The organism is Pseudomonas sp. PSB18, from assembly GCF_014596565.1.
Lineage (GTDB): Bacteria > Pseudomonadota > Gammaproteobacteria > Pseudomonadales > Pseudomonadaceae > Aquipseudomonas.
The window spans coordinates 382,934-407,043 of record NZ_NOIN01000003.1 but is presented as its reverse complement, the minus strand read 5'-3'; the positions used below and the strand labels follow the sequence as shown (position 1 = coordinate 407,043).

Annotated in this window: 20 protein-coding genes; 10 read left to right on the top strand and 10 right to left on the bottom strand. The window is 61.4% G+C overall.

What is annotated here, in order from left to right; genetic code table 11:
* Positions 1-11 precede the first annotated feature (11 nt).
* From CGA22_RS09615 to CGA22_RS09600, 4 genes are all read right to left on the bottom strand, one after another.
* On the bottom strand, positions 12-2,318 hold the full coding sequence (locus tag CGA22_RS09615) for an Orn/Lys/Arg decarboxylase N-terminal domain-containing protein (RefSeq protein WP_041023431.1): 2,307 nt from the start codon (positions 2,316-2,318) through the stop codon (positions 12-14).
* Positions 2,257-3,723: a putrescine-ornithine antiporter gene (gene potE / locus CGA22_RS09610; protein ID WP_223194721.1), complete on the bottom strand. Its 1,467-nt coding sequence runs from the start codon at positions 3,721-3,723 to the stop codon at positions 2,257-2,259. Before potE ends, CGA22_RS09615 begins: the two co-directional genes overlap by 62 nt.
* Positions 3,724-3,845: 122 nt before the next feature.
* Positions 3,846-4,250: a DUF488 domain-containing protein gene (locus tag CGA22_RS09605; RefSeq protein ID WP_041023430.1), complete on the bottom strand. Its 405-nt coding sequence runs from the start codon at positions 4,248-4,250 to the stop codon at positions 3,846-3,848.
* Between the two features lie 212 nt (positions 4,251-4,462).
* Positions 4,463-7,759: an ATP-binding protein gene (locus CGA22_RS09600; RefSeq protein ID WP_041023429.1), complete on the bottom strand. Its 3,297-nt coding sequence runs from the start codon at positions 7,757-7,759 to the stop codon at positions 4,463-4,465.
* A 204-nt stretch (positions 7,760-7,963) separates the two neighbouring features.
* On the opposite strand from CGA22_RS09600, the gene CGA22_RS09595 reads away from it, so the two are divergent.
* The 4 genes from CGA22_RS09595 to CGA22_RS09580 all read left to right on the top strand — a co-directional run bounded on the left by CGA22_RS09595 (position 7,964) and on the right by CGA22_RS09580 (position 12,431).
* Complete coding sequence (locus CGA22_RS09595) at positions 7,964-9,886, top strand: MAC/perforin domain-containing protein (RefSeq protein WP_041023428.1); 1,923 nt, start codon at positions 7,964-7,966, stop codon at positions 9,884-9,886.
* Between the two features lie 70 nt (positions 9,887-9,956).
* Positions 9,957-10,808 (top strand): hypothetical protein, encoded by an 852-nt coding sequence (locus CGA22_RS09590; RefSeq protein WP_041023427.1) that lies wholly within the window; start codon positions 9,957-9,959, stop codon positions 10,806-10,808.
* Between the two features lie 636 nt (positions 10,809-11,444).
* On the top strand, positions 11,445-11,990 hold the full coding sequence (locus CGA22_RS09585) for a DUF4256 domain-containing protein (RefSeq protein WP_041023437.1): 546 nt from the start codon (positions 11,445-11,447) through the stop codon (positions 11,988-11,990).
* Between the two features lie 168 nt (positions 11,991-12,158).
* Positions 12,159-12,431: a DUF2790 domain-containing protein gene (locus tag CGA22_RS09580; RefSeq protein ID WP_041023436.1), complete on the top strand. Its 273-nt coding sequence runs from the start codon at positions 12,159-12,161 to the stop codon at positions 12,429-12,431.
* 51 nt (positions 12,432-12,482) lie between these two features.
* Here the strand turns inward: CGA22_RS09580 and CGA22_RS09575 are convergent, their stop codons facing one another.
* The 5 genes from CGA22_RS09575 to CGA22_RS09555 all read right to left on the bottom strand — a co-directional run bounded on the left by CGA22_RS09575 (position 12,483) and on the right by CGA22_RS09555 (position 18,621).
* Positions 12,483-13,427, bottom strand: a complete 945-nt coding sequence (locus CGA22_RS09575) for a LysR family transcriptional regulator (RefSeq protein ID WP_041023426.1) — start codon at positions 13,425-13,427, stop codon at positions 12,483-12,485.
* A gap of 102 nt (positions 13,428-13,529) precedes the next feature.
* A complete protein-coding gene (locus tag CGA22_RS09570; protein WP_041023425.1) occupies positions 13,530-14,480 on the bottom strand; it encodes an aldo/keto reductase in 951 nt (316 codons plus the stop codon).
* 32 nt (positions 14,481-14,512) lie between these two features.
* Positions 14,513-15,985 (bottom strand): efflux transporter outer membrane subunit, encoded by a 1,473-nt coding sequence (locus CGA22_RS09565; RefSeq protein WP_188258555.1) that lies wholly within the window; start codon positions 15,983-15,985, stop codon positions 14,513-14,515.
* An 18-nt stretch (positions 15,986-16,003) separates the two neighbouring features.
* Positions 16,004-17,488 carry a DHA2 family efflux MFS transporter permease subunit gene (locus CGA22_RS09560; protein WP_041023423.1) on the bottom strand — a complete coding sequence of 495 codons (1,485 nt, stop codon included), beginning with the start codon at positions 17,486-17,488 and terminating at the stop codon, positions 16,004-16,006.
* The gene (locus CGA22_RS09555; protein ID WP_041023422.1) at positions 17,488-18,621 is read right to left on the bottom strand and encodes an HlyD family secretion protein; all 1,134 of its coding nucleotides are present in this window, start codon (positions 18,619-18,621) and stop codon (positions 17,488-17,490) included. Before CGA22_RS09555 ends, CGA22_RS09560 begins: the two co-directional genes overlap by 1 nt.
* Positions 18,622-18,879: 258 nt before the next feature.
* Here CGA22_RS09555 and CGA22_RS09550 point away from each other — a divergent pair, with 258 nt between their 5' ends.
* From CGA22_RS09550 to CGA22_RS09535, 4 genes are all read left to right on the top strand, one after another.
* Positions 18,880-19,506, top strand: a complete 627-nt coding sequence (locus CGA22_RS09550) for a TetR/AcrR family transcriptional regulator (RefSeq protein ID WP_188258554.1) — start codon at positions 18,880-18,882, stop codon at positions 19,504-19,506.
* The gene (gene mug, locus CGA22_RS09545; protein WP_041023420.1) at positions 19,503-20,036 is read left to right on the top strand and encodes a G/U mismatch-specific DNA glycosylase; all 534 of its coding nucleotides are present in this window, start codon (positions 19,503-19,505) and stop codon (positions 20,034-20,036) included. Before CGA22_RS09550 ends, mug begins: the two co-directional genes overlap by 4 nt.
* Before the next feature lie 126 nt (positions 20,037-20,162).
* Complete coding sequence (locus CGA22_RS09540; protein WP_041023419.1) at positions 20,163-20,870, top strand: hypothetical protein; 708 nt, start codon at positions 20,163-20,165, stop codon at positions 20,868-20,870.
* Positions 20,871-20,956: 86 nt separating this feature from the next.
* Positions 20,957-21,595 (top strand): YopT-type cysteine protease domain-containing protein, encoded by a 639-nt coding sequence (locus CGA22_RS09535; protein WP_041023418.1) that lies wholly within the window; start codon positions 20,957-20,959, stop codon positions 21,593-21,595.
* A gap of 51 nt (positions 21,596-21,646) precedes the next feature.
* On the opposite strand, the gene CGA22_RS09530 is transcribed toward CGA22_RS09535, so the two are convergent.
* Positions 21,647-22,516, bottom strand: coding sequence for a LysR family transcriptional regulator (locus CGA22_RS09530; protein WP_041023417.1), 870 nt, complete (start codon positions 22,514-22,516; stop codon positions 21,647-21,649).
* Between the two features lie 116 nt (positions 22,517-22,632).
* On the opposite strand from CGA22_RS09530, the gene CGA22_RS09525 reads away from it, so the two are divergent.
* Both CGA22_RS09525 and CGA22_RS09520 read left to right on the top strand, forming a co-directional pair.
* The gene (locus CGA22_RS09525; protein WP_041023416.1) at positions 22,633-23,052 is read left to right on the top strand and encodes an ester cyclase; all 420 of its coding nucleotides are present in this window, start codon (positions 22,633-22,635) and stop codon (positions 23,050-23,052) included.
* Positions 23,053-23,055: 3 nt separating this feature from the next.
* Entirely contained in the window at positions 23,056-24,093 is a 1,038-nt protein-coding gene (locus tag CGA22_RS09520) for an SDR family oxidoreductase (RefSeq protein WP_041023415.1), read from the top strand.
* The last annotated feature ends 17 nt before the right edge of the window (positions 24,094-24,110 follow it).

Sequence of the window (24,110 nt, the reverse complement as noted above, 5' to 3'; positions counted from 1 at the left end):
CGGCGCCTTCCTCAATTGAAGTTCGTCCCGTCGGACTTCAGCACCAATAGACGATAAACGCCGTTCTCCACTTCGATCCCGTGAGTGTCATGGGTGAAGCCCGGGAAGGATCTATCGAAGCTCTCCAGTGCTCTCAGATAAGCCAGCAAAGGCCCATCCGCAGGGCCGGCGTTTTCCCCCGGCATCAGCAAGGGGATGCCCGGTGGGTACGGCACGATGCCGGTGGCGGCGATGCGTCCGGCTGCGTCCTCCAGAGTCACTTGCTCGACATCGTTGCGGACCAGTTTTTCGTAGGCTTGCACCGGACTGAACACCGCTGTGGGCAATGTGCCGAAAGCCTGGGCCATGGTCGAGGTGGTCTTGTTCTTTTTCATCGCGGCGAAGATTTCATCGGCCAGGTCCTTGAGGCCCATGCCGGCGTAACGCTGCTGGTTGGCGGTCAGCAGGTCCGGCAGGCACAGCTCAAGCTCGGCGTTTTCGTCATAGTCGCGCTTGAAGTCGAGCAGGGCGTTGACCAGGGTGCCCCATTTTCCTTTGGTGATGCCGATGGAGAAGAGAAACAGGATCGTGAAGTCGGTGGTCTTCTCGACCACGATGCCCTGATGTTCCAAGTAGGCCGTCAGGACGCAGGCCGGGATGCCGAAGTCGAGCAGGTCTCCATCGTCACCCATGCCGGGGCTCAACACCGAGACCTTGATGGGGTCGAGCATGCAATAGCCGTCTTCGATGTCGCCGAAGCCGTGCCATACCTCGTTCGGGTGCAACACCCAGCAGCTCGGGTCCGTCTTGAGCAACACCGGATCGACCGCATGGAACGGCATCTGGCTGGCGCCAACGCGCACCGATGGCGGCTGCCAGCAGGTGAAGAACCATTCGTGCTTGCTCGACATCTCGTTGTGCATGCGCGACAGGACCTGGCGAAACGCGACGGCTTCCTCGATGGATTCACTGGTCAGGATCTGCCCGCTCGGTGCTTCCATCATGGCCGAACTCACGTCGCAGGAAGCCATGATCGCGTAGTTGGGCGACGTCGAGGCATGCATCATGAACGATTCGTTGAACCGCCCGTGTTCGATCGGGTTGCGGCCATTGCGCACGTGAATCATCGAGGCCTGGGACAAGGCTGCAAGCAGTTTGTGTGTCGACTGGGTGGCGAACACGGTCGGCTTCGAATCATCGTGATCGTCGGGGTCGCCGTGCATGGCGAAGCGGTTGCGGTACAGCGGGTTGAAACGCGCGTAGCCATACCAGGCTTCATCGAAATGCAGGCGGTCGACGCTTTGTCCGAGCAATTCTTCTACGCGGGTGACGTTGTAGGTCAAGCCGTCGTAGGTGGAATTGGTGATGATCGCGTGCACCGGTGTCGGGTCGATACCTTTCTTGACCAGCGGATTATTCGCGATGGCCGCTTTAACCCCCTCGGCGCTCAGGGTCTGCGGCAAGATCGGGCCGATGATGCCGTAGCGGTTGCGGGTGGGGACCAGGTAGGTGGGCAGCGCGCCCGACAGGGTCATCGCATGCTCGGCCGACTTGTGGCAATTGCGGTCGCAGAGGGCGATCTGGTTGCGCGTGACGCTGGCCATGAGGATCACGCGGTTGGACATCGAAGAACCGTTGGTGACGTAGTACGTGCGATGGGCGCCGAACACCTTGGCCGCATAGCGCTCACCCTGGCCGATGGGGCCGCTGTGATCCAGCAGGGAGCCCAGCTCTCCGACCGAAATGGACAGGTCGGAACGCAGCAGGTTTTCCCCGAAGAACTCATAGAACGCCCGGCCAGCGGTACTCTTGAGGAACGCCGTGCCACCCGCATGGCCGGGGGTGTGCCAGGAGTACTCATAGGAACTGGCAAACCTGACCAGCGCACCGAACATGGGGGGCAGGGCGGCTTTGCGATACCGTTCGATGGCCGCCAGGATGCGACCGCTGAGGAAGCGGCTGGTGTCCTCCGGCAGCCAGATGAAATCGTCGGCGTGCTGCATGACCACCAGGGGAATACTGGAGGCAGTACTGCGATCGCTGATCAGGAAGACCGGTACCCGGGTGTTGCGTTCACGCAGGTTGGTCAGCAGCTTGATGCATTGCTCGTGGCCTTCGCTGTCGTCCATTTCCCAACTGAGCAGGACACATTGAATGGCCGGGTCTGAATTCAGGATCGACGTGGCATCGCTCAGGGATTCCGACACCAGCATGCTGATGGCCCGTTGTTCCACGTCGCTGATCAGTTGAAGCAGAGCTCGACCGAAGACCGTACGTTTATCCGGCGGACTGCTGACCAGCAGGGTGAGCATCCCGAGCGTGTGCTTGTTTTCCGTCATGGCAGGCCCCCGAAGTGGCTTTATTCAAGTGGTTTACCGGTACTGGCTCGCCTTTGAGATGTTGTGCGCTGACGGTTTGCGTCGGCACACTGTTATTGAGTGCTTCAAGGCGAATGAGGCGGTTGTTGACGAAGCCGAACAGCGTGTAGCCGAAAAGGGTCGCCACGCCCCCGAGCATCAACGCCTGCTCGCCCGAGCTGTAGAGCGCGAGATAGCTGTAGGCCGCCGCTACCCAGGCAATGATGTTGGTCACCAGGGCCTTGCCGGGGGGAACGTTGGAGACTTTTTGCAGGGTCATCAACGCGGCCATGGAGAGGATGTAGGGCACCAGGTTGGTGACCACCGCGAGGTTGACGAGAATGTCGAACTGCTTGCTCAGGTCAGGGCTGATGGTGAGCAAGCCCAGTGCCGTTTGTGCGGCAAGCAATACCAGCATGCCGACAATCGGCGTACCGGCTTTGTTGGTCTTGGCGAAGATCGGCAGGAAATACCCGGTGTCCGCCGAGCTTTTGTAGACCTGGGCAATGGTGAACTGCCATCCCAGCAACGAACCGATGCAGGCCAGCACCATCAATCCCATCACGATATCGCCCACGAACGGCGTGAACATCTTGGCGAAAACCAGCCCGAACGGTGCAGTGGATGCGGCCAGTTCAGGGTTGTCGACGATTCCGGCAATCACGTTGGTGGAGACGATGTAGAGCACCGCCGCTCCCAGCGTGCCGCCCAGCACCGCAATGGGCACGTTCTTCTCGGGGTTCTCCACGGCGTCGGTATTGGCACACGCCGACTCCAGGCCAAGAAATGCCCACAACGTGATCGCCACGGAGGCCCCCGCCGCTTCATACCAGCTCTTGTCGTGCGGGTTCCAACCCGCGGCGTAGATGCTGCTGTCGAACCAGAACCAGCCAATGGTCGAGACGAGTACCACCGGTGCGATGACACCCCACACGGTGACTGAACCTATCCGGCCGGTGATCCGCGCGCCGCCGAAATTGGCGAACGTGGTGATCCACAACAACGCGATGGTCGCCAACCCCACTTGCAAGGAGTCCAGCCGGACCTGCAGAAGCTCCTGGATGTAGCCCACGGCGGTGATGCTGATCGCCACGTTGGCGATCAGCAGCGACAGGCCATAGGTGTAGTTGGTGATGTAGTTGCCGCCCTTGCCGAAGGTATATTCGGCGTAGCCCCCCATGCCACCGGTCTTGCGACTGAGCATCCCGCAGCGGGCGAACGAATAGGCCAGCGCCAATGAACCGGTGGCCGTGACCAGCCAGGAGAGGATAGATATGCCCCCGACCTCGGCGAGTTTGGTGGGCAACAACACAATGCCTGAGCCGAGCATGTTCACGGCGGTCAGCATGGTCAATTGCACCACCGTCATCTTCCTGGTGACTGACATCCCTGCCTCGCTCAACGCACGGTAAAGACTTAGCTATAGCTGAAGATAGAGATGTCGCAAGGCTTGCCGTGGCGAGTTCGGGTGGTCGGTCATGCGGAAAAGCCTTTGGCGTCGGCTCGGGTTCAGTGGCCGGGAAACTCAGGCAGATAACACGCAGGCGAACTCATCTGCGCCCGTTTTTCCACCTCATCCTCCAGCCATTCGGCCAGCACCACGGCATTGTTTTCGAGGGGCGATCTGGCTGCGTAAACCAGGGTGAGGGTGCCATTGCAGGCGATGTCGACCAGCTTCCACCAGTGCTGCGGTTGCGCGCCCAGTTCCTGACGATAGGCCGTTTTGAACTGATCAAAGGACATCTCACCGCTCTTTAATGCCTTGCGCAGTTCAGAAGACGGCGCGACGTCCTGGAGCCATGCATCGATGTTCAATTCGTCCTTGCGGCAATTGCGCGGCCACAGGCGGTCGACCAGCACGCGCCGGCCATCGTCGGGGGCGGGCGCTTCGTAGGCGCGTTTGCATTGGATCATGACGGCCGGCCTGTCGAGGAGATGGGATCAGCATAGGCGTTGGCGGTTGGGTTATCACGGGAATGAAGGTGTCGAATGTCCGGACGCCATCGCGAGCAGGCTCGCTCCCACATTGGTTCTGTGCAGGTGAGAGATTTGTGTTCACCACGTACGCCTGTGGGAGCGAGCCTGCTCGCGATGGCGTGGCTCCAACCAACGGAAGGTCCGCGACGTCACTGAGCATCCAGCAACTGCAGCAATCGCGGCATCGTCGCCGCAAAGCCCATCTGCTGCGCTTCGCGTTGAATGCCTTTCAACGACTCCCCCTTCGTTTGATCGCCCTGCAACCATTGGCCCGCCACGTCGATCAACCGCACATGATGACTGACCCACGCGCATGACGCGGATTCGGGCAGCACGGCCATCTGCTGCCCATGCCGGATTGCCTGTTCGATGTTCCCCGCCAGCAGACAGGTTTCAGCGGCGGCCACGCGAAAGCGCAGGATGTTGTGGGCGAGGCAGGCTTGGGTGAGTTGAGTCTCGCCCTTCAATAGCGCCTGTTCGCTGAGTTGCGGATCGTCGACCATCATCGCCAGGCTGCCGTAGATCCAAGGTCCGATATAGCGGTGCAGGTCGAAGCGTTCAACCAGGCTTGCCGCATCCGTGATCAACGTCTGCGCCAGCTCGCGTTCACCCTGGTGCAAGGCCACCCGTGCCAGTCCTTCCAGCAGGATCGCTTCGAAACGGCTGGCGCCCAGGTTGCGCGCCAGCTCCAGGGCGCAGGTCAATTGCTGCTCTGCCGACGCTTGCTGAGAACTTGCCACCAGCACCCAGGAGGCGGTCAGGCGCGAGAACACTTCCGCCCGATGGTTGCCGATCCTGCGACTGCTTTCGATGGCCTCCGTGGCGTCGCGCAACGCCAGGTGCGGCTGGCCCAGGTAGAACTGAGCCGAGCCGCGGGCGCTGCGATTGCCCGCTTCCACGTCCACCAACCCATTCCGCTCGCACAAGCGCACGCATTGGTCGAAGACTTCGTAGGCGGTCTGCATGTGCCCTTGGGCGTAGTATGAGTCGCCGATCCCGCTCAGGGCCTTGGCCTCGGTTTCCAGGTGCCGGCCGATCCTCGCAAAGGAGAGCGCCTCTTCGTGCAAGCGACGACACTCGACATAGTCGCCACGGGGAAAATAGATGTTGCCGTGCAACTGATACAGCCTGGCCTGTGCCGTGTGGGCTCGCAGGGCCTGGGCGACGGGCAGCATGTCTTCGATCAGGCGTTCTTCTTCGTCCAGGCATTCGAGGGTATTGAGGACTGCCGCCAGGCCCAGCGCCGACTCGATCCGGTCCTGCGGCTGTTCCGCCAAAGCCAGCGCCCGCTGGAAGTGTTCCCGTGCTTGCGCCGTCTGGCCCAGACCAGAACAAGCCTGACCGCACAACAACGCGAAGGAGAAACTGCTGTGGGTGCGCTCGACGAACACCGCACATTGATGTGCCAGCGCGAGCACACTGTCGTACTGACAGGCGAGGTGTTTTTCGCTCATGGCCGCCAACAGAGCATCGAACGCCGCCGGGTCTTTGCCCCGCAGCAGATGCTGGGCATGGAGCACGCGGTCGCGCTCGCGGTAGAGTTTCGCTACCGTCCGATGCAACTGTTCACGCAGCACGTCGGGGATCGCGTCGTACAGGCAATGCATGACCAGGTCATGGACGAACAGGAAGCTTCCCGGCTCGATTTCGCGCAGCAGCCCTTGGCGCATGTCGGCCGTTGGCAGATAGTCAGGCTGTCCAAGTGCCTCGCGCCAGAGCGCCAGTTCGAAGCGATTGCCCAGCACCGCGGCGTAATGCAGGGCGTGACGCTGGTGCGAGGACAGCTTGTCAACGCGGGTCTGGATCAGGTGCCGCAGGCTGTCGGGAAAAGTACCTTCCTGGCTCGCCAGCAACTGCGTCAGGTACAACGGGTTGCCTTGGGCACGGATGACACAATCGGCCCGGTAATGCGGGTCGACATCAATGAATTGGGCGGCCAGGGCGGTGGCCTCCCGTGCGCGGATCGGCGCGATGTCGAGCACACTCATGGGGGTGTTCGCGTGCGCGCGGATTGCGGTTTCCAGCGGGTCGCCGTCCGGGCGGGACGTCAGCAGCCAGACGATGGGCGCGTCGTCCGTGGCATCGAGCAGCTTGCCCAGCAGCGTAAACAAGGGGGCGTCGCCCCAATGCAGGTCCTCCAGGCCGATCAGCAAGGGCTGTTGCACCGCCATTCGCCGCAACACCTCGAGCAAGGCGAGCAGCAGCCCCTGGGTGCGAGCCGGGCTGCTCATCGCTGCATACAAAGCGGGCGGCTCGGCGGGTGAAACAGCCGTCAGGACCTGAAGGAACATCCAATGTTCGGGCGCCACTTTCAGGCGGGACAACCCGGCCTCCAGCTGCGAAGCGTTGATCGACGTAGCGCCAGCGACACCCAGCAAGCTGCTCACCAACTGCCCAAACGGCCAGAGGCTGTTGTCCATGCCGAAGTCCAGCACATCGGCACGATGACAAGCGAAACCGCTTTGCCGGGCGATGTCGACAAACTCGCTGACCAGCCGTGTCTTGCCGATGCCCGCCATGCCGCGCACATAGACCACATGGCCGTCCTGGCACTCGTGGGTGGCTTCGATCACGCCCTTGAACTGCAGCAACTCAATGGCCCGCCCCACCAACGGCCGGGGGGCGTTTTCGTCGAGGCTGCGCAAGCGCCGGCACTTTCGATAGGCGGGAAAGGCCTCGTTGGTGGAGGAAAACTCGAAGCGCGAAGCGAGTTGTTCCAGCAAGTTCTGCGCGACATACACCGGTGCGTGACCGTGACGGTCCGACAACGGCTGTCGTGCCAGCAGGATTGCATCGCCCTCCGGCATCGTCGTTTCGCTGCCCAGGCGCACCAGCCGCAGCAACAAAGCGTGCCCCGGCTTCGCGAAGTGCTCCCGGCTCAGCGTCAGTGCGCACAACAGGCCACGCTCGCTGTCGCTGCGATACGCTTGGGGTGAGCCGAATTGGGTGATGACGACATCCTGGACGATGACGGGTGCTGCGCCGCCAAATTGCCGGACCAGGCGTTCAATGTCGTCCGCCAATACCTCGGGCAACCCCTCGATGGCAAAAGACAGTTCCAGCACGTAGCGGATGACCGCGTCATCGGCTTGTTTCAGCACCTGTTGTGCCAGGGCCTTCTCATGCAACTCGGTGACCGATTGCTCGATCTCCACCAGCATCGTCGAAACGGCAGCGCCCAACAACGCACTCACGTCGACATCGAAGGCCGTCGCCAGGTGACGGGCCGTGCGGTAGAGCACCGGTTTGCCGGTTTCGGCGCGTTTGATGGAGGCGATGGACACGCACAGGTGCCGGTTCAGGCAGGCTTCGGCCAGAGTCTCCTGGCTCAGGCCATGTTGTTTGCGCAGCCCTTTCAACAACCCGGCGTCCAGCAGTACGCGACCATCGGACACCGAAGCGTCGCGCTTGGGTGGGGCAGGGAGCACGCGGTGTCTGGGGTCCATGTTGATCGCCAGGGGAAGTCAACGGCAGACGCCCGAGTCTACTCCTCTCCATCCGCCACGTTAACGAAAAGATGGCATTTTGCCTGATACCAAACTGATACCGGACTGACACCGCTCTGGACTGTCGGCTCGGCAGCGGCCTCCTGATACTGAATCCCGTCAATTGGCATCAGTTGATACAACGTGAGCGATGGGAGAAAGGCGATGAACGAAGGACTCCAAGGCAGTGCAAATGATCCGCGTGATATCGGCGGTTCGCAGTTACTGGGACGCGGCCTGAATCGGCTCGACTGGGCCGGCGACAGGAAGGAATGTCAAAAGGTCGGTGATACCGAGTCGGGTAAACGGACCGTGCCCTACAAAGACACGTCCTACAACGTGGGCAAGCACGTCACCATGAGCACAGCGGTCTCCCAGGACAACTCCACGGTCGAGACGTTTTCTTCCCGCGACGATTATGAAAGCCATACCCAATCGAGCGTCGAGGCGGCTGGTAAATACGGTGCCTTTTCCGCGGGTTTCAAAGTCACGTTCGGCAGCGAGATCAAAACCTTCGAGGAGCGTGAGGCCGCGCTCTACAGCCACACGGCACGGCTGTGGAAACTGACGCTTGCGGTCGACCCCGCCAACGCCACCGAAGCCTTCAAGGAACGAGTCAAGGCACTGCCCGAGGCTTTCGACGAGGACAAGCCGCAGCCGTTCTTTGACTTCTTCCTCGCTTTCGGTGTCGATATCGTCAGTGAGGTCACCGTCGGCGGCTCGCTGAACTACGCGATGACCGCGCTCAAGAGTTATCTCAGCCAGACCAACACCCTCGATGCGATGGTCAAGGCCGAGTACGGCGCTTTCGTCAGCGGCAGCGCCTCGACCTCGATTTCGGAAACGGTCAAGAAACACCTGGCCCATCGCAAGGCCAACCTGACCACCCGGGGGGGCACCCATTCGATCAACTTCAACTCGATGGAGCCCAATAACTGCAACGCGGATTTCAGCAAATGGCGCGAGTCGCTGGCCAACGATCCCGCGATTGTGGAATTGAGCCTCTCGCCGGTCTATTACTTCATCAACACTGGCGCAACCCGCACGGCAGTGGAACAGGCCTACCGGTGGTACACCAGCTACAAGGCGGAAATCAAAGCGGATTGGCAGGAGTCGACGATTGTTCTCGGCCGCTCCAATCGGCTCAAGGCATCTGTCGCGGCGACAACCGGCCCAGCCCTGCGGCTAGTGTTCGTCGACAGCAAGAGCAAGGAAACCCACGAAACCTTTCACACCCCGCCGGCAGCGGATGCCTCCAGCGAAGACTTTGAACAGTTCTGGGATGCGCTGGCCTCGCTGGTGAAACAAAAAAGCGGGCATAAGCTATTGATGGCCACTGAGCGCTGGCCTCGCGACAAGCGTTACTACCCGGGTCGTCGCATGCGTGAGGCGCTGCAGCTGAACGGCGCCAGTGACAAGGCGCTCCAGCGTTGGGACGCCCTGACCAAGTACATGGCGCCAAACCCGTTGGCCGGCCTCACGTATGTGCTGGCGGGCAACGACCTGGAAACGCCGGGCGTCGACGGGATCATCGCCGGCTTCGGCCAGGCGGGCAGAGACCTCAACCCGACGGTGAAAGTCTCGGCACGCCTGTGTCATGACTCGTTCGGCCGGGTCAAAGTGGTGCAGACGGAAAAGACTCAGGAAGACCCGTTTACGTTGCTGTACATCGTGCGCAACAACACCGACTCCAAACCGGCCCTGGCCACCGACCCGCAGAACAAGACCCGGATCGCCATGCAAACCCCGGACAGGCACAACCTCGGGCAATACTGGTACATGCCGGAGCTGGAAAAACCCTATCCGGAAATCAACCACCCGGTGCTGCTGATCAACTACGAGACGGGGACCTGCCTGCAAGGCATGCATGACCAGAACGACTGCCGGCTCAAACCCATCGAACCGGGTCGCCAGCAAGACGATGTGATCTGGGATCGGCGTGGCGACGAGGTATTCCATCTGTTGCTGGTGCACTACTGGATGAACGCCATGTGCCTGACCCAGGTTGAAAAGCGCGCCGCCGTCCGGCCATGGCGCCTGCCCCATGGCATGGACTGGTTCCGCGAGGCGCATCGTCCGTATAGTTGATAACCAACAGACAGCCCCGGCCTATCCGGCCGGGTCTCCCGTGCTTTACTTGCGTGAGTGGTCCCTGACGATGCAAGTCTTCAACAGTGTTCCCTTTATCGACGAGGGCGCGGAAGCAGCGCTCGATCCGCGAACCTTCCCTTATCTGTTCAATGACCATGGCCTGGCCCAGCCCAGCGCCTATGTGCGCGGCAAGCTGATCTCCCTGACACCTGAGAACCCCGACCTGCTGCTGGGCGCCCGCTATTCCGGCATCACCTGGTGGGACCGTGAAGTGCCGACGAGCACCGGCTCCTATCGGATCAAACAATTCGACTTCCGCGCCAAGGAAGTACGCTACGAGCCCATCTGGGCCACAAAGGAAACGGCACAGGCCTTCGGCATGACCTTGCTCGCCAATGGCGAATGCCTGCGCTTCGAGTACGAGCAGTTGATCCTGGGCCAATACACCTACGGCAAATGGGCGGGCCATCAATCCCCGTATCTGGGGCCGGAGCGCATGCGTGAACTGCTGACCTACAACCCCACCGACCTCGAGTACCACAACTTTCCCCACGCCTTTTTCTCTCGCTACGGGCGCCTGCCCCTGGTCATCAGCGTCGCCCGCTGGCGGCCTGCGGCACGGGAGATCTACCTGGCCGACCTGTGGCTGCGCCCCGGCGACGCGTTGGTCCTGCCGCCCAAACACTATCCCGATATTCCTCCCAGCGACGCCGGTGGCCTGGAGAACTGGCCGGTGGTGGTAGACATGCATGGCAACAGGAACTCGGCCCTGGCTTGCTGGTTTGGGGGGGAGGACTGTCTGCTGACCGAGACGGTACTGGCGAACTCGACCTTGATGAGGTCGCCGGCGGGGAGGCCGCATTATCACGAGGAGAAGACCGCGACACGGCATGAGATGCCGGTGGGTTATCGGCTGTAAAAAGGCCTGGACACGGATGTTGAATGTGCCGACGCCATCGCGAGCAGGCTCGCTCCCACAGGGGCTGGCGTCGTGCATCAATACCGCCTACACCGCAGCCCCCCCATGTGGGAGCGAGCCTGCTCGCGATGACGGCCTGTCAGTCACCCCTATACCGACCGTTGCCGCACAGCCAGTCCCCCTCGCTGGACGTCCCGAATTCCCCTGTCTAGAGTGAAATATCCGCGCCGGATACATCGGGAGGGACTCCAGTGAATCGGCTTGATGACTACACCAGCCTGACTGATCCATTGAATGTAAAAATCATGGAACTGGCTCCCAAGGAAAAGCGCGATGGTAAGAAAACCAATTTGTTCTTCACCCCCGCAACCTCGCCAGCACCTCGACCACGGGCGTGTTCGCCAAGACCACCATGGTCAGGAAAATCCTTGACGCCTTGATCAACCCGGGTCCCCCGTGGTGAAAGGCCTGGTCATCCAGCCCATGACCAAATCCGTCACGGCGCCCAATAACATCGAAATGGTCGATTTGGGGGCCTATGACCTGGTCGAGCAATATACCAGTGCGGTGGCTGGGCACTCGAAGTTCCATAACGCCTAAGTGTTCACCGGCACTTTGTTCCAGGACGCCAATGCCATGAAAAAACCAGAACAGAAAAGCCTCCTGCAGACCCTGAAATCCCGCTTTGAACAAAACCCTCATCGCCACCCGGATCTTCAATGGCCTGACGTCCAGGCCCGGCTCGAAAGCAACCCCGCCGCGCTGAAAACCCTTCAGGCCATGGAGACCACCGGAGGCGAGCCGGACGTGATCGGCCACGACAAGCACACCGGACGCGTGACCTTCTGTGATTGCGCCAAGGAAACCCCGACCGGCCGCAGAAGCCTTTGCTACGACCGCGCCGCCCTCGATGCTCGCAAGGAAAACAAACCTCGGGGCAGTGCGCTTGAGCTGGCCGAAGAGATGGGCGTCGCCCTGTTGACGGAGGATCAGTACCGCGAGTTGCAGGCGTTGGAGGCGTTTGATTTGAAGACGTCCAGCTGGCTGGCAACACCCGCCGACGTTCGTTCGCTGGAGGGGGCGATATTCGGTGACCGGCGTTATGGCCGGGTGTTCGTGTACCACAATGGCGTGCAGTCGTATTACGCGGCGAGAGGGTTTCGTGGGGTGCTGGGTGTGTGAACTGAACCTGCTTGCGCAAGCCTGAATGCGTCACTTCATTCATACGCTTTCTGGACAGAGTGTTTGTCCGACCGACCGATGTTTCCCGTGAGAAGCAGTCTTTAGCATCGTCTCCAACCCATGAGCAAACGGCCCATGGGTGAACCTTTCAACGAGACGGTGAATAGCATGAAACTTTCAAAATGGGCGTTTCTTCTGGTTCTGGGCAGCATCGGTGTACAGGCTTATGCCGACGATTCCTCGGCAATGGCCGAAGCCGACGACGGGGCGGTCGAAATCTATAACTACTCGACCAGCCTGGACATCAAACGGGTGATTTCCATCAGCGACACAGGCGATACCTGTGGGCCGGTGCCGCAACAGATGACCTATGAAGATTCTCATGGCCAGCGGCATGTCTTGCAGTATCAAGTGATAGGCAGTGGTTGTTCCAACGGTTGAGTACCGTGCGAAAGATGGAGGGTCGACACTCCATTCGGCTGCACCCGTCAGTCAACGGCCCGGCGATTTTCTTGTGCCTGCAATGGCCTCATCCGATGCCAGCAGTTCGGGGATGGTCGTTTTCAGAAACGCCACCCAGGTCCTGATTTTCGCATCGACGAACTTTCGCGACGGGTAGATCGCAAACAGGTTGAGCTCCTCCAGATGGTAGTCCGGTAGCACCCGCGTCAAGGTGCCTGCCTTCAGGCCCTTCACCGCCGACGCAATCGGCTGGATGCCAATCCCCATGCCATTTTCTATGGCGACAGTCATCCCGTCGGCCGTGTTGATGTGCAGGGGAGACACGGGCACCGTGACCGTCTCCATGCCTTCGGGTCCCTCGAATGTCCAATTCTCCACCGGCATGACCGTATTGACGATTCTCAGGCAGTCGTGCTCGCAAAGGGCGCCTGGCGTTGCCGGGAGTCCACGCTTTGCCACGTAGGCCGGTGAGGCGCAGAGCACGCTGTAGATGACGCCGAGCCGTTGGGCGACGAAACCGGAATCGGGCAGGTCGCGAGCCAGCACGATGGACATGTCGTAGCCTTCTTCGAGCAGGTCGGGCACCCGATTGGTCAGGGTCAGGTCGAACATCACCGAGGGATGCATTTCCCGATAGCGCGCAATGGCGTTGATCACGTAATGATTGCCGATGGCCGACATGGTATGGATCTTCAGTCTGCCGGCCGGCAGGGTCTGCGCCGTGCCGGCTTCTTCATCGGCTTCCCGTACCTCATCCAGAATCTTTTCGCAGCGCTGCAGGTAGCGCACGCCGGCTTCGGTCAGAGCCAGGCGCCGGGTGGTGCGGTTGATCAGGCGCGTGTGCAATCGGGCTTCGAGGCTGGAAACCGCCTTGGACACGTTGGTCGTGGTGGTGTCGAGCAACTCGGCGGCGGCTGTAAAGCTGCCGCCCTGGGCGACTGCAATGAAGCACCGCATGGTCTGGAAGACATCCATCGCTCTCACCTCGAATAATGAGTCGCAAATTATAGGGCTGGCCCCGTGGTTACCGGGCGGACAAAACGAAGACCACGCAACGAGTCGCCGCTTTATCGAATCTCACTGCTTGCGCGGAATGAAGCCGGGAACACCGGTTTCCACTACCGAATTGAAGCGGATGCGGGTGGTGATTTCTTCCTTGATCTCCTGCATGGCCCGCTGCGGCAAGGTCGCGATGTTGAAGTTTTCCTGGATGTGGCTCGGCGTCGACGAAGTGGTCAAAAACGCCGATCCGCGCTGCACCGCCCAGGCCAGCGCCACTTGTGCTGGTGTCCTGCCTACCCGCTTGGCGATGCCGGTGATTACCGCGTCTTCCAGCACGTTCGGCGTCATGCCGTGACCGAGAGGGGCGAAGGCGAGCACGATGATGCCGTGCTGTTTGCAGAACTCCAACAGTTCCCATTCCGGCAGGTAGGGGTGGGCTTCGATCTGCACCACGGCGGGCTTGATACGCGCCGCCGCGACAATCCCCTGGAGGGCGGGCAGAGTGATGTCCGAGAGTCCGATGGACTTGCAGCGGCCTTCATCCACCAGCGCCTCCAGTGCCCGCCAGGTTTCAATCAGGCTGACGCCACCATCATAGATGACATGCGCAAATGCATCCCGCGGTTCCTGATCCTCACCCGGGGCGAAGGCGAACGGGGTGTGGATGAGGTAGCAATCGATGTAGTCGACTTGCAACCGCCGGCGACTCGCTTCGAAAGCCGGTTTGACCCGCTCGGGACGGTGGTTGGTGTTCCACAGTTTAGTGGTGATAAACACGTCTTCGCGGCGGATCCTGCCGGCGGCGAACACTTCCTGAAACGCCATGCCGACCTTGTCCTCGTTGCGGTAGCGTTCGGCGCAATCGAAATGACGGAAGCCGACCTCCAATGCGCACTTCACCGCCTCGGTAGTGCTGTTCAGGTTCCGGAACAGCGTGCCAAAGCCCACCGCCGGCAGGCTGCCCACGCCATTGTTCAACGCGATTCGTGTCGCGCCCAAGTCATCGTGAAACGCTTCGTAAGTCATGGCTGTTCTCCAAAAGTCTTTGATCTGGGCCGTTATCGGCAAGAGATTTCGCGTGATGCGAAGTTTTGTTCCAGGACACCGACGCTGTTGCCGCCGAGGGCCACGAACAGCTGCACTGTGTCCAGATAGCGCGCGGTCTTTACCTGGATCTGGCCGAGCAAGGCCTGTTGATAGGCACGCTCTGCTTCCAGTACTTGCAGGATGCTGTTTTCGCCTTGGGCGTAGGCTTGCCGGTTCAACCGCAAACTGGTTTCACCGGCGCGCAGTGCGTCATCCTGGGCTCGCTGTTGTTCGCCGCCATGGTTGATCGCTTGCAGCGTGTCCGCGACCTGGCCGAAAGATTGGATGACCGTCTGTTGGTAACGAGCGAGGGATGCGTTGTAGCCATCGATAGCCGCCTGCCGCTCCGCCTTGAGCGTCCCGCCGTTGAAAATCGGAGCGGTCAGGCCGGCGGCGAAGCCCCAAAGCGCAGCACCGCCATTGCCCGAGGCCGCTTGTGTCAGCGAGGCCGACAATTCGATATGCGGGTAGAGATTGGCGGTGGCGACCCCCACTGCGGCGCTGGCGATGTGCAGCTCGGCTTCGGCCTGCAGCACATCCGGCCGGGCGTGAGCCAGCTCCGACGGCAAGCTGACGGGAATGTCGGTCGGCAAGGCGAGTTCATCCAGCGTGAAGTCCGGGGCGATCCAGTCCGCCGGACCCCTTCCCGCCAGTATCGACAGGGCGTGGCGCGCGGCATCGCGCTGTTGGGCGAGGGGCGGCAGCAGCGTCCGGTCCTGGGCGAGGCGGGTTTCGGCCAGGGTCACGTCGACTTGGGTCGTCAGGCCATTGAGGTGGGCAGCGCGCACCAGGTCGAGGTTTTTTCCATCGTTGGCCAGCAGCGTCTCCACCGCCTGCATCTGTGCGTTGGCCGAGGCCAGCAACAAGGCCTGGCTGGCGACTTCACCGGTCAAGGTCAGGTACGCTGCTTCGTAGCGATGCCGCTGCAGATCCCTCGCCGCTTGCTGCTGTTCGGCCCGCCGGCTGTTGCCACCGAACGCATCGAGGTCGAACGCCACCCGTGGTCCAACCCCATAGAAACTCGCCACGGCAGCCCGGGGCGCGTTGTGGGTCCGCTGGCGGCCGGCGGATGCGGCGAAATCGACTTGCGGATACAACGCACCTTCCGAGGCCGCGACGAAGGCCGACGCCTGACGCAGCGTGGCATCGGCGGCGACCAGCTCAAGGTTGCCGTCGATGGCGCGACGCATCACCTGGTCGAGCTTCGGCGAACGGAGGCTCGACCACCAGTTGCCGTGGAGCGTGTGGCCCAGGTCGATACGTTGGGCCGGAGACGGTTCGCCGAGTTGCCGTTCGGCCTGGGCGTCGTAGTGCTGCGACAGGCTCGCAGCAGGTCGTTGGAAATCAGGGCCCACTGTGCAGGCGGATAACAGGATCAGCGCTGCCAGCAACGTGAGTTGGGTGGGCAACGGCTGCCGATGGGAAATACACGTAGACGTTTTCATTGCACGGACTCCACGAAATCAGTTGGCTGCAACGGGCTTGCGAAGGAACAGCACCAGCGGGCTCACCACGAGCATCACCACCAGCAAAATCTTGAATTGCCCCATGACCGCAACGAACGCCGCCTGATGGGTTACCAGATGGTTGAGCCCTTCGAACGCCGACAGCGAGGTCACGCTCGGCAAGCGGTTTGGCGTCAGTTGGCTGACCAGCGCGGCATGCATCGCCTGGGTGTTGTTGAAGAAAAAGATCTGCACCACGGCCACGCCCAAGGTGCTGCCGTAGACCCGCATCAAATTGAAGAAAGCAGTGGCTTGCGGGCGCAGCGTCGCATCGAGGGTACTGAACGCAACTTTGCCCAGGGCCGGCATCAACATGCCGAGGCCGACGCCTTGGATGGCGCCACTGACTGCCACTGGCGTCCAGTCCATCAACGGCGAATAGCCGAGCATCAGCCAGTTGGCATACGCCGTCAGCGCAACACCGGCCGCGATAAAGAACCGCGGGTCGAAGCGCCCGAGCAGTCGCCCGGTCAACAGGAACGCGCCCACCAGCCCCACGCCGCGAGGCAGGGTCAGCAGGCCGGTGGTGTCCGGTGGGTAGCCGAGAATCTCGTCCAGCATCGGCGAGGTCAGGGCCATGGTCGACAGCAAGACGAAACCGAAGGCAAAGAAGATGATCGTCGAGAGCACGTAATTGCGGTCGCTGAACAGGCCTTTGCTGAGGAAGTGCGTGGTCGCCGTCATCCGGTGCACCACGAACAGATAGAGCCCGAGCGAGCAGGCCAGTGCGTGCATCCAGATTTCCACCGAGTCGAACCACTCCAGGCGTTCGCCACGGTCGAGGAGCATTTGCAGCCCGATCATGCCGAGGGTGAAGGTGCCGACGCCGAAGAAATCGAACGGTGGACGTTTGTCGGCCTTTTTCTCTTCGAGCAACAGCGTGATCACCAGCAGGATATAGGCCGTCAGCGGCAGGCTGAGGTAGAACATCGGCCGCCAGCCGAAGTGCTCGCAGATCCAGCCGCCGATACTTGGAGCGCTGACAATGCCGAACAGCACCAACGCCGTCCATTGGACGCCGAAGGTGGCGCGTCGTGCCGGTGGCAAGGTGTCCAGGGCGATCGCCATCGACAGGGGCGCCAATACACCGCTGGCTGCCCCCTGCAGGATGCGTGCGCCGACGAACTGCATGGGCGTGGTCGCCAATGTGCCGAGCCACAGGCCGAGGCCGAAGAGCACCAACGCGGCCTGGTACACCCGCTTCTGGCCGAACCGGGCTGCGAGCCATTGAGCGACGGGCGTGGTGATCGCGGTCGCCGCCAGGTAGGCCGTGAAAATCCATCCAGCCTGATCGTCGCTCATCGACAGGCTGCCCTGGATCAACCGCAGCGCCGCGTTCGGCAGCGGCAGATTGGCGGACTGCAAGTAAGTTGCCAGCAGCGCGACAAAGCGCAGTGAACGGGCATCGGCAGTCGCTGGAGCATCCGCAGGAAAGGCGTTCATCAGAAAACTCCTGCGGTCCACAGCGTCTTGAGCGGATGCCACCATGGCGTGCGATAGCCCGTGTCGACCTTGACCGTGGCGCTAGTGCCGGAAAACAGCGTCAGGTCCGGATCGATCTCATCCAGTTCGAGTCGTACCGGCACCCGTTGCACCACCTTGACCCAGTTGCCGGTGGCGTTTTCCGGCGGCAGCAGCGCGAAGTCCGAGCCGGCGCCGGGGCTCAGGCTGATGACGTGGGCCTTGAAGGTCCGGCCTGGATACGTGTCGATCGAAATATCCGCGGTCTGGCCCGGGCGCATGTGGGCGACCTGGGTTTCGCGGAAGTTGGCTTCGATCCAGCGCTCATGACCGGCAATCAGGGCGAACGCGGGCGCACCGTTGTTCACGTAGTTGCCCACCTGCAGGTCGTCGACCTTGGCAACGACACCATCGTCCGGCGCCGTGACCGTGGCGTAGGAGAGGTACAGTTGTGCCTCGTCGAGGTGGGCCCTGGCCTCACGCACGGTTGGATGATCGTCGACGGCGATGTCGGAATTGCCGTTCAGCGCAGCGATCGTCCTGGCGATCTGCTGCTCGACCGAGACGCTGCGCTGATGGGCGACTTTGAAATCGGTTTCCGCGCGCTCATACGCCGCTTGGGAGACGAACTGGGTGGCAACCAGGGCTTTCTTGCGGGCAAATTCCCTTCGGTCAAAATCCTCCGATGCCCTGGCCGACTGCAACTCTGCCTGCTGCTGGCGATAGCTGGCTTTCAATTCATCGATGCGCAGGCGTGCGCTGCTCAGTTGTGCATCGGCGCGGTCGACGGCGATCTGCAGGGGCTTGGGGTCGATGCGAAACAGCACCTGGCCCTTGCGGACGGGTTGGTTGTCCTCGACTGCGATCTCGACCACTTGCCCGGAAATGCGTGTATTGATCGAGGCCTTGGCCACCCGGGCGTAGGCATTGTCGGTGGACACGAATGGTTCGTTCACCAGGTAGTGGGCACAGCCGATGGCGACGAACAGGGCAGGCACTCCCGTCATCAGCCAGGGGCGCAAGATGGCCTTGAGCGGTTTTTTCGGGACGTCATCCAGGTCAGGCCCCGGGTGCGGCGAGGCTTGTGTCGCTGAGAGGTCGAGTTGCTGAGTCATGATCGGATACACCTTTAGCCGGGGTATCGGGCCGACTGATGCACAATCGCTGCGGCGCCGACATGGGTATTACGGTGAAAACCATTCCAGTGCGCAGTCGGGAGGATCACTCCACTGCCGCTTGCTTCGTCGTCGCCACACCCAGTTCGAGCTCTGCCACAACAAACCTGTCCATCAAGGAATTTCTGGTTCCTTAATTTTGTGCGATGGTGTAAGAATATCCCTCGATCCAATCCCCTTACAAGGATTTTGTACGACATGGCACAAAAAAAGATTGCGGAGGCGAAAGGCCGCGGCCGGCCACGCGCCTACGACCCGCAGACCGCCTTGGCCCAAGCCCTCGGCGTGTTCTGGAACACCGGCTACTCCGGCGCCTCACTGGACAGCATCGCCACCGCCGCCGGCATGAATCGCCCCAGCCTGTATGCGGCGTTCGGTGACAAACATGCCCTCTACATCAAGGCCCTCGAGCAATATTGGGAGACGGCATCGGCGGCCATGGAGCAAGCGTTGATGGACGACAGCCTTAAGCTGGAGCAGGCGCTGACGCGGTTCTATGAGGGGCAACTGGCGATCTATTTTTCCGGTGACGGCCAACCCCGGGGCTGTTTCGCGATTGGCACCGCGACCACCGAGGCGGTGGAGGATCAGCAGATTCGCGACGTGCTGTCGGACCGGCTGAGCCGGCTCGACGTCAATCTTGAGGCGCGCCTGCGCCGGGCGGTCGAGGTTGGCGATCTGAAAGCCGATGCCGATCCGGCCGCGTTGGCCGTGCTGGCTGCCTCCTTGCTGCACAGCGTTTCGATACGGGCAAGGGCGGGCAAATCCCGGGATGAACTGACCGAGCTGGTGCGCCCTGCGGTCAAGGTGATTTGCGGTTCATGAGCGGCAACGGACTTGAAGACATCCTGAGCCCGGGCCTTGCGGTCGTGTTCTGCGGGATCAATCCAGGGCTGACCGCCGCCGCCCAAGGGCATCATTTTGCCGGGCGCGGGAACCGCTTCTGGCGAACCTTGCACCTGGCCGGCTTCACCCATGAAGAACTTTCGCCGCAACGGGATCGGTCGATTCTGGAATATGGCTATGGGCTGACGGCTGTGGTTCAACGGCCGACCGCCCGTGCCGACCAGCTGTCGGCGCATGAATTCACCGCCGCCGCCGTGGAGTTCGAACAGAAAATCCTCCGGTATGCGCCACGCTGTGTCGCTTTTCTCGGGAAGGCGGCGTATGCCGCGTTGACCGGGCAGAAGCACGTGACATGGGGGCCTCAGCCGAGTCCCTTCGGGCATGCGCGGGTCTGGGTGTTGCCAAATCCGAGTGGAAGGAACCGTGCGTTCACGTTGGAGCAACTGGTGGAGGCGTATGGTCGACTGCGTTTGGCGGTGAACTGCGAAGCATCCGCCTGCTGGGGATGATGCCGGTTTACTCATCCGCACCGCGATATCGATTCGGTTGGATACATTGAAGCAGAGACAGCTGTAAGCTGGCGATCAACAGTCCCAACCCGAGCCACGACGCGGTGGCAATTGATGGATTTCCACATGCCCCACGCAACCCTGAACCTGATCCTGAATACCTTGAACGAAACCGGACTGGGCCCTCTTGCCTCACGCCCATATGACTGCGCGTTCAACGTACTGGCCGCGCCGCCAGAGCAGAAAAGGCTGATCGTGATGGGGTTCAACGGCTCTGAGGCCGACAAGGACTTCACCAACCTTTCCGCCATCGAAGGGGATTTCCAACAGCCCGGGGTCTGTAATGTGGAACTTGGCGTAAAGGGCAAATGGGGCAGCACTCGCCTGGCGAACCAGCTCAGCACACTGCCGGAAAAACTGGGCTTCACCAAGGCCGAAACCCTCTACACCAACGCCTTGCTGCTGTGCTTCAAGGACGCCGCCTCGATTGGCAGAGCGGCCAGGGCATCGGCGCTGGGCAGCCACCAGGTGCTTGCCGAGCGATCCATGCGGTTTTTCGCCGAGGCGACCATGAAGCTGAGTCGTCCGGAGCTGATTGTGGCCTACAGCAACTCCCTCCTGGCGCCTTCTGCTGCCAGCATTCTGTATGGGGCATTTGGTCAGGGCGAGGTCATCAACCACCTCTGTACCGGCTCGCATACCGCCACGTTCGGCTTCACCGCGACCATTGCTGGCGTTCGTGTGCCGGTGGTTGGCATACGCCACATGTCGCGTTTCACCGCCAGGCCTGAGCTTATTCATGAAGCTTGGAAGCGGCAGTTGGCCAGGATCTAGGCTCATCAAAGGCGCGTACATGGCGCACAGGTCGTCTGTCGTCTACTTTTGACTGGAGCCGCCATCACTCCGCCTGGAGACATCCCATGTTCACCTTTCCCCGAGCGCACCAGAGTAGAAGATGGGAAGGGCAGGGTGATCTGCTTGGCGGTGGAATTCCCTGGTTTGGCGTGGACAGCCTGGGTGTGTGCTTCGGTTTCAGTACATTGTGGATCAAGCTCGGCACACCTTATAACTGTTTTGATGCATTGCGGGCCGAGAATCGGGCGGTTATCGAAACCCAGAGAAAGCTGACCCAGGCTATGGACGGATTCGAAGTGCTGATGGCGCTTGGCACTACCGCCGAGGACATCATCGGAAGCAATACAGTCAGCGAAACCGCCTACGCCGACGGCGTTGCCAGCCACATCGTCCTCGATATCCTCCAGAGAGCTGGCGCTCGCCACTTCGTCGTCTCGTTCTACTTCTCCGGGGGCCCGGAAGGCGCCGGTGGTCATGCGATTGGGGTGTCTTTCGACGCGGGCCAGACGGGGAGGCTCTTCGATCCCAATTACGGTATCGGCGCCTATCAGTCGAGAACCGACCTGTGCAACGACCTGCATGGGTTGCTGGCGAGCTACGTTGTGCCCAATGGGCATGTCAGCGCGAGCTACCTCCTGGAGTTTGCGGTCGTCGACGATGACGATGGGTTTGGTGATTTCATGAGTGCAGCTGATTTTCACTGATTGAAAGTTGACTGCGTGCCGAGCGCAGGCGCGGGATGGCTTTCCAGGTCCTCAGTCCCCGGACACACCGTCCAGCAACACCTGCTCCAACATCCCGAAAAAACACTTGATATGCGCCTGCTTCAGCGCCTGGGGCCGGCTCACCAGATAGACTTCCAGGTCTGGAATAGGCAGCTCTGGAAACACCTCGATCAGATCCTGCGCCAATACCCGAGGCAGTACCGCCACCCCCATGCCTCGCCGCACCGCCTCGAGCTGTGCGGTGAACGAGTTCACGCTGATCGGCGCGCGCTCCAGGCCGCCGGCCTTTGCTGCGCGCAGTTGCGGCAACATGTCCAACGGGGGAAGCAAGGCGATATGGGCCGCCGTGGCTGGGGTGAGCAGTGGAGAACGCTTCAAATAGTCCACATCGGCGAAGACGCCATAAGCGACCCGGTCTATGTGTTTATAGATCAGTGACGGCTCACCCAGATGGGCGGTGCGCACCGCAATGTCTGCCACGCCGCGGACGACCTTGTGGAACTCGGCGGTGACCAGCAATTCCACCGAACAATTAGGGTGCAGGGCGGTGAAGCGGCTCGCGGCCTCCAGCACCGAGGAGGAGAAACCTTCCCCGGCACTGACCAGCACGCTGCCACTGAGTTCGGCCTGGCGCCCGGGCGGGTTCGCAACGGTTTGCCGGCGCAGACCGGTTTCCGCGGCCAGGGCGACTTCCACCAGCGACTGGCCCCGCGAGGTCAGCCAACAGCCTTCGACGCCCCGTTCGACAAGGGGCTCGCCCAAGGCGCTTTCCAATTGTGTCAGTCGACGGGACACGGTAGACGCCGCGATTCCCAACAATTGCCCCGCCTGAAGAAAACTGCTCCGCCGCGAGACGGCCAGCAGCAGTCGAAGATCGTCCCAATTCGCTTGCAATGCCATGCGTCCTGTCTTCCCTGATCTGCATATATGCAAAGCCATTATGCAGCAGTCGCTGTTTTTCAAAAGTGGCGCCAACGGTATATCTACGGCCCTTCGAAACCCATGGAGTGGACTGCATGACCACCGGCCCCAACGACTACGCGGAACGCGCCTCAAGAGCCTTCAATTGCCGTGATGTGGAGGCGATGCTTGCATTGGTGAGCGAAGACTTCATCTACCTCGATGGCTCGGGCATTCAGATTGGTCGCGAGGCCATGCGCAAACGGGAAACCGCGCTGTTCGAAGCGCTGCCCGATGCCGAAGTGACCTTCAGCCCCTTCGTGGTCACTGAGGATCGACTGGCGTTGGTCGCCGTACTGTCCGGCACCTTCACCGCCCCCCTGGTGCTGCCGGAGCGGGTGATACCGCCCCATGGCCGGCACATCACCGTGCACTTTGCGGCGCACTTCATCTTCAAGGATGGGCTGGCCACCCATGAAGAAGTGTTCTTCGACAGCGCGGTGCTGCTGCCGTCCGCCGAACAGGCAGAGGGTTGAACCATGCGTAACGTGTTTGTAACCGGCGCAACCGGCTTGCTGGGCAACAACCTGGTACGTGAGCTGGTTGCGCGTGGCTACGCCGTCAAAGCCCTGGTCCGCTCCAGAAGCAAAGGCGAACAGCAATTCAGTGACCTGCCCGATGTGGACCTGATTGTCGGCGACATGGCCAATGTCGACACCTTCGCCGCCTCTCTGAAAGGCTGCGATACGGTGTTCCACACGGCGGCGTTCTTTCGCGATAACTACAAGGGCGGCAGCCACTGGGCGGCGCTCGAAGCGATCAATGTCACCGGCACTCGAGAGCTGCTTCATCAGGCGTACCGCGCGGGCATTCGCCGATTTATCCACACCTCCTCCATCGCCGTGCTCGATGGCGAGCCCGGCGCGTCCATCGATGAAACCTGCCTGCGGGCCGAGGCCGATGCGGACGACTACTACCGCAGCAAGATCCTCGCCGACCGTATCGTGTTGTCCTTCCTGGACGCCCATCCCGACATGCATGCCTGCATGGTCCTGCCCGGCTGGATGTGGGGCCCCGGTGACATGGGCCCGACGTCCTCGGGCCAACTGGTCAAGGACGTCGTGAACGGCAAATTGCCCGGGCTGATCCCCGGCAGCTTTGCCGTGGTCGATGCCCGCGACGTGGCCTGGGCACTGATTGCCGCCGCCAAGCTGGGACAGCGAGGCGAGCGCTACCTCGCGGCGGGCCGGCACATGACCATGGGGCAGTTGGTGCCTGTGCTGGGCCGTATCGCGGGCGTGAAAACCCCTTCGCGGCAACTGCCGCTGCCCTTGCTATACGCCCTCGCGACGGCGCAGGAGATTTATGCGCGGCTGACCGGCAAGCCGATCCTGTTGAGCTTGGCGACGTTGCGGCTGGTGATACGCGAGGAGCATCGCAGCTGTTTCGACCCTCGCAAGAGCGAGCAGGCGCTGGGGCTGCGCTTCCGGGATCTGGAAGTGACCGTTGCGGATACGGTGGCGTGGTATCGGAAGCATGGTGGGTTTGCAAAGCACAATGCTGTAAACACTGCATAACTGGGCTGCACCGCAGT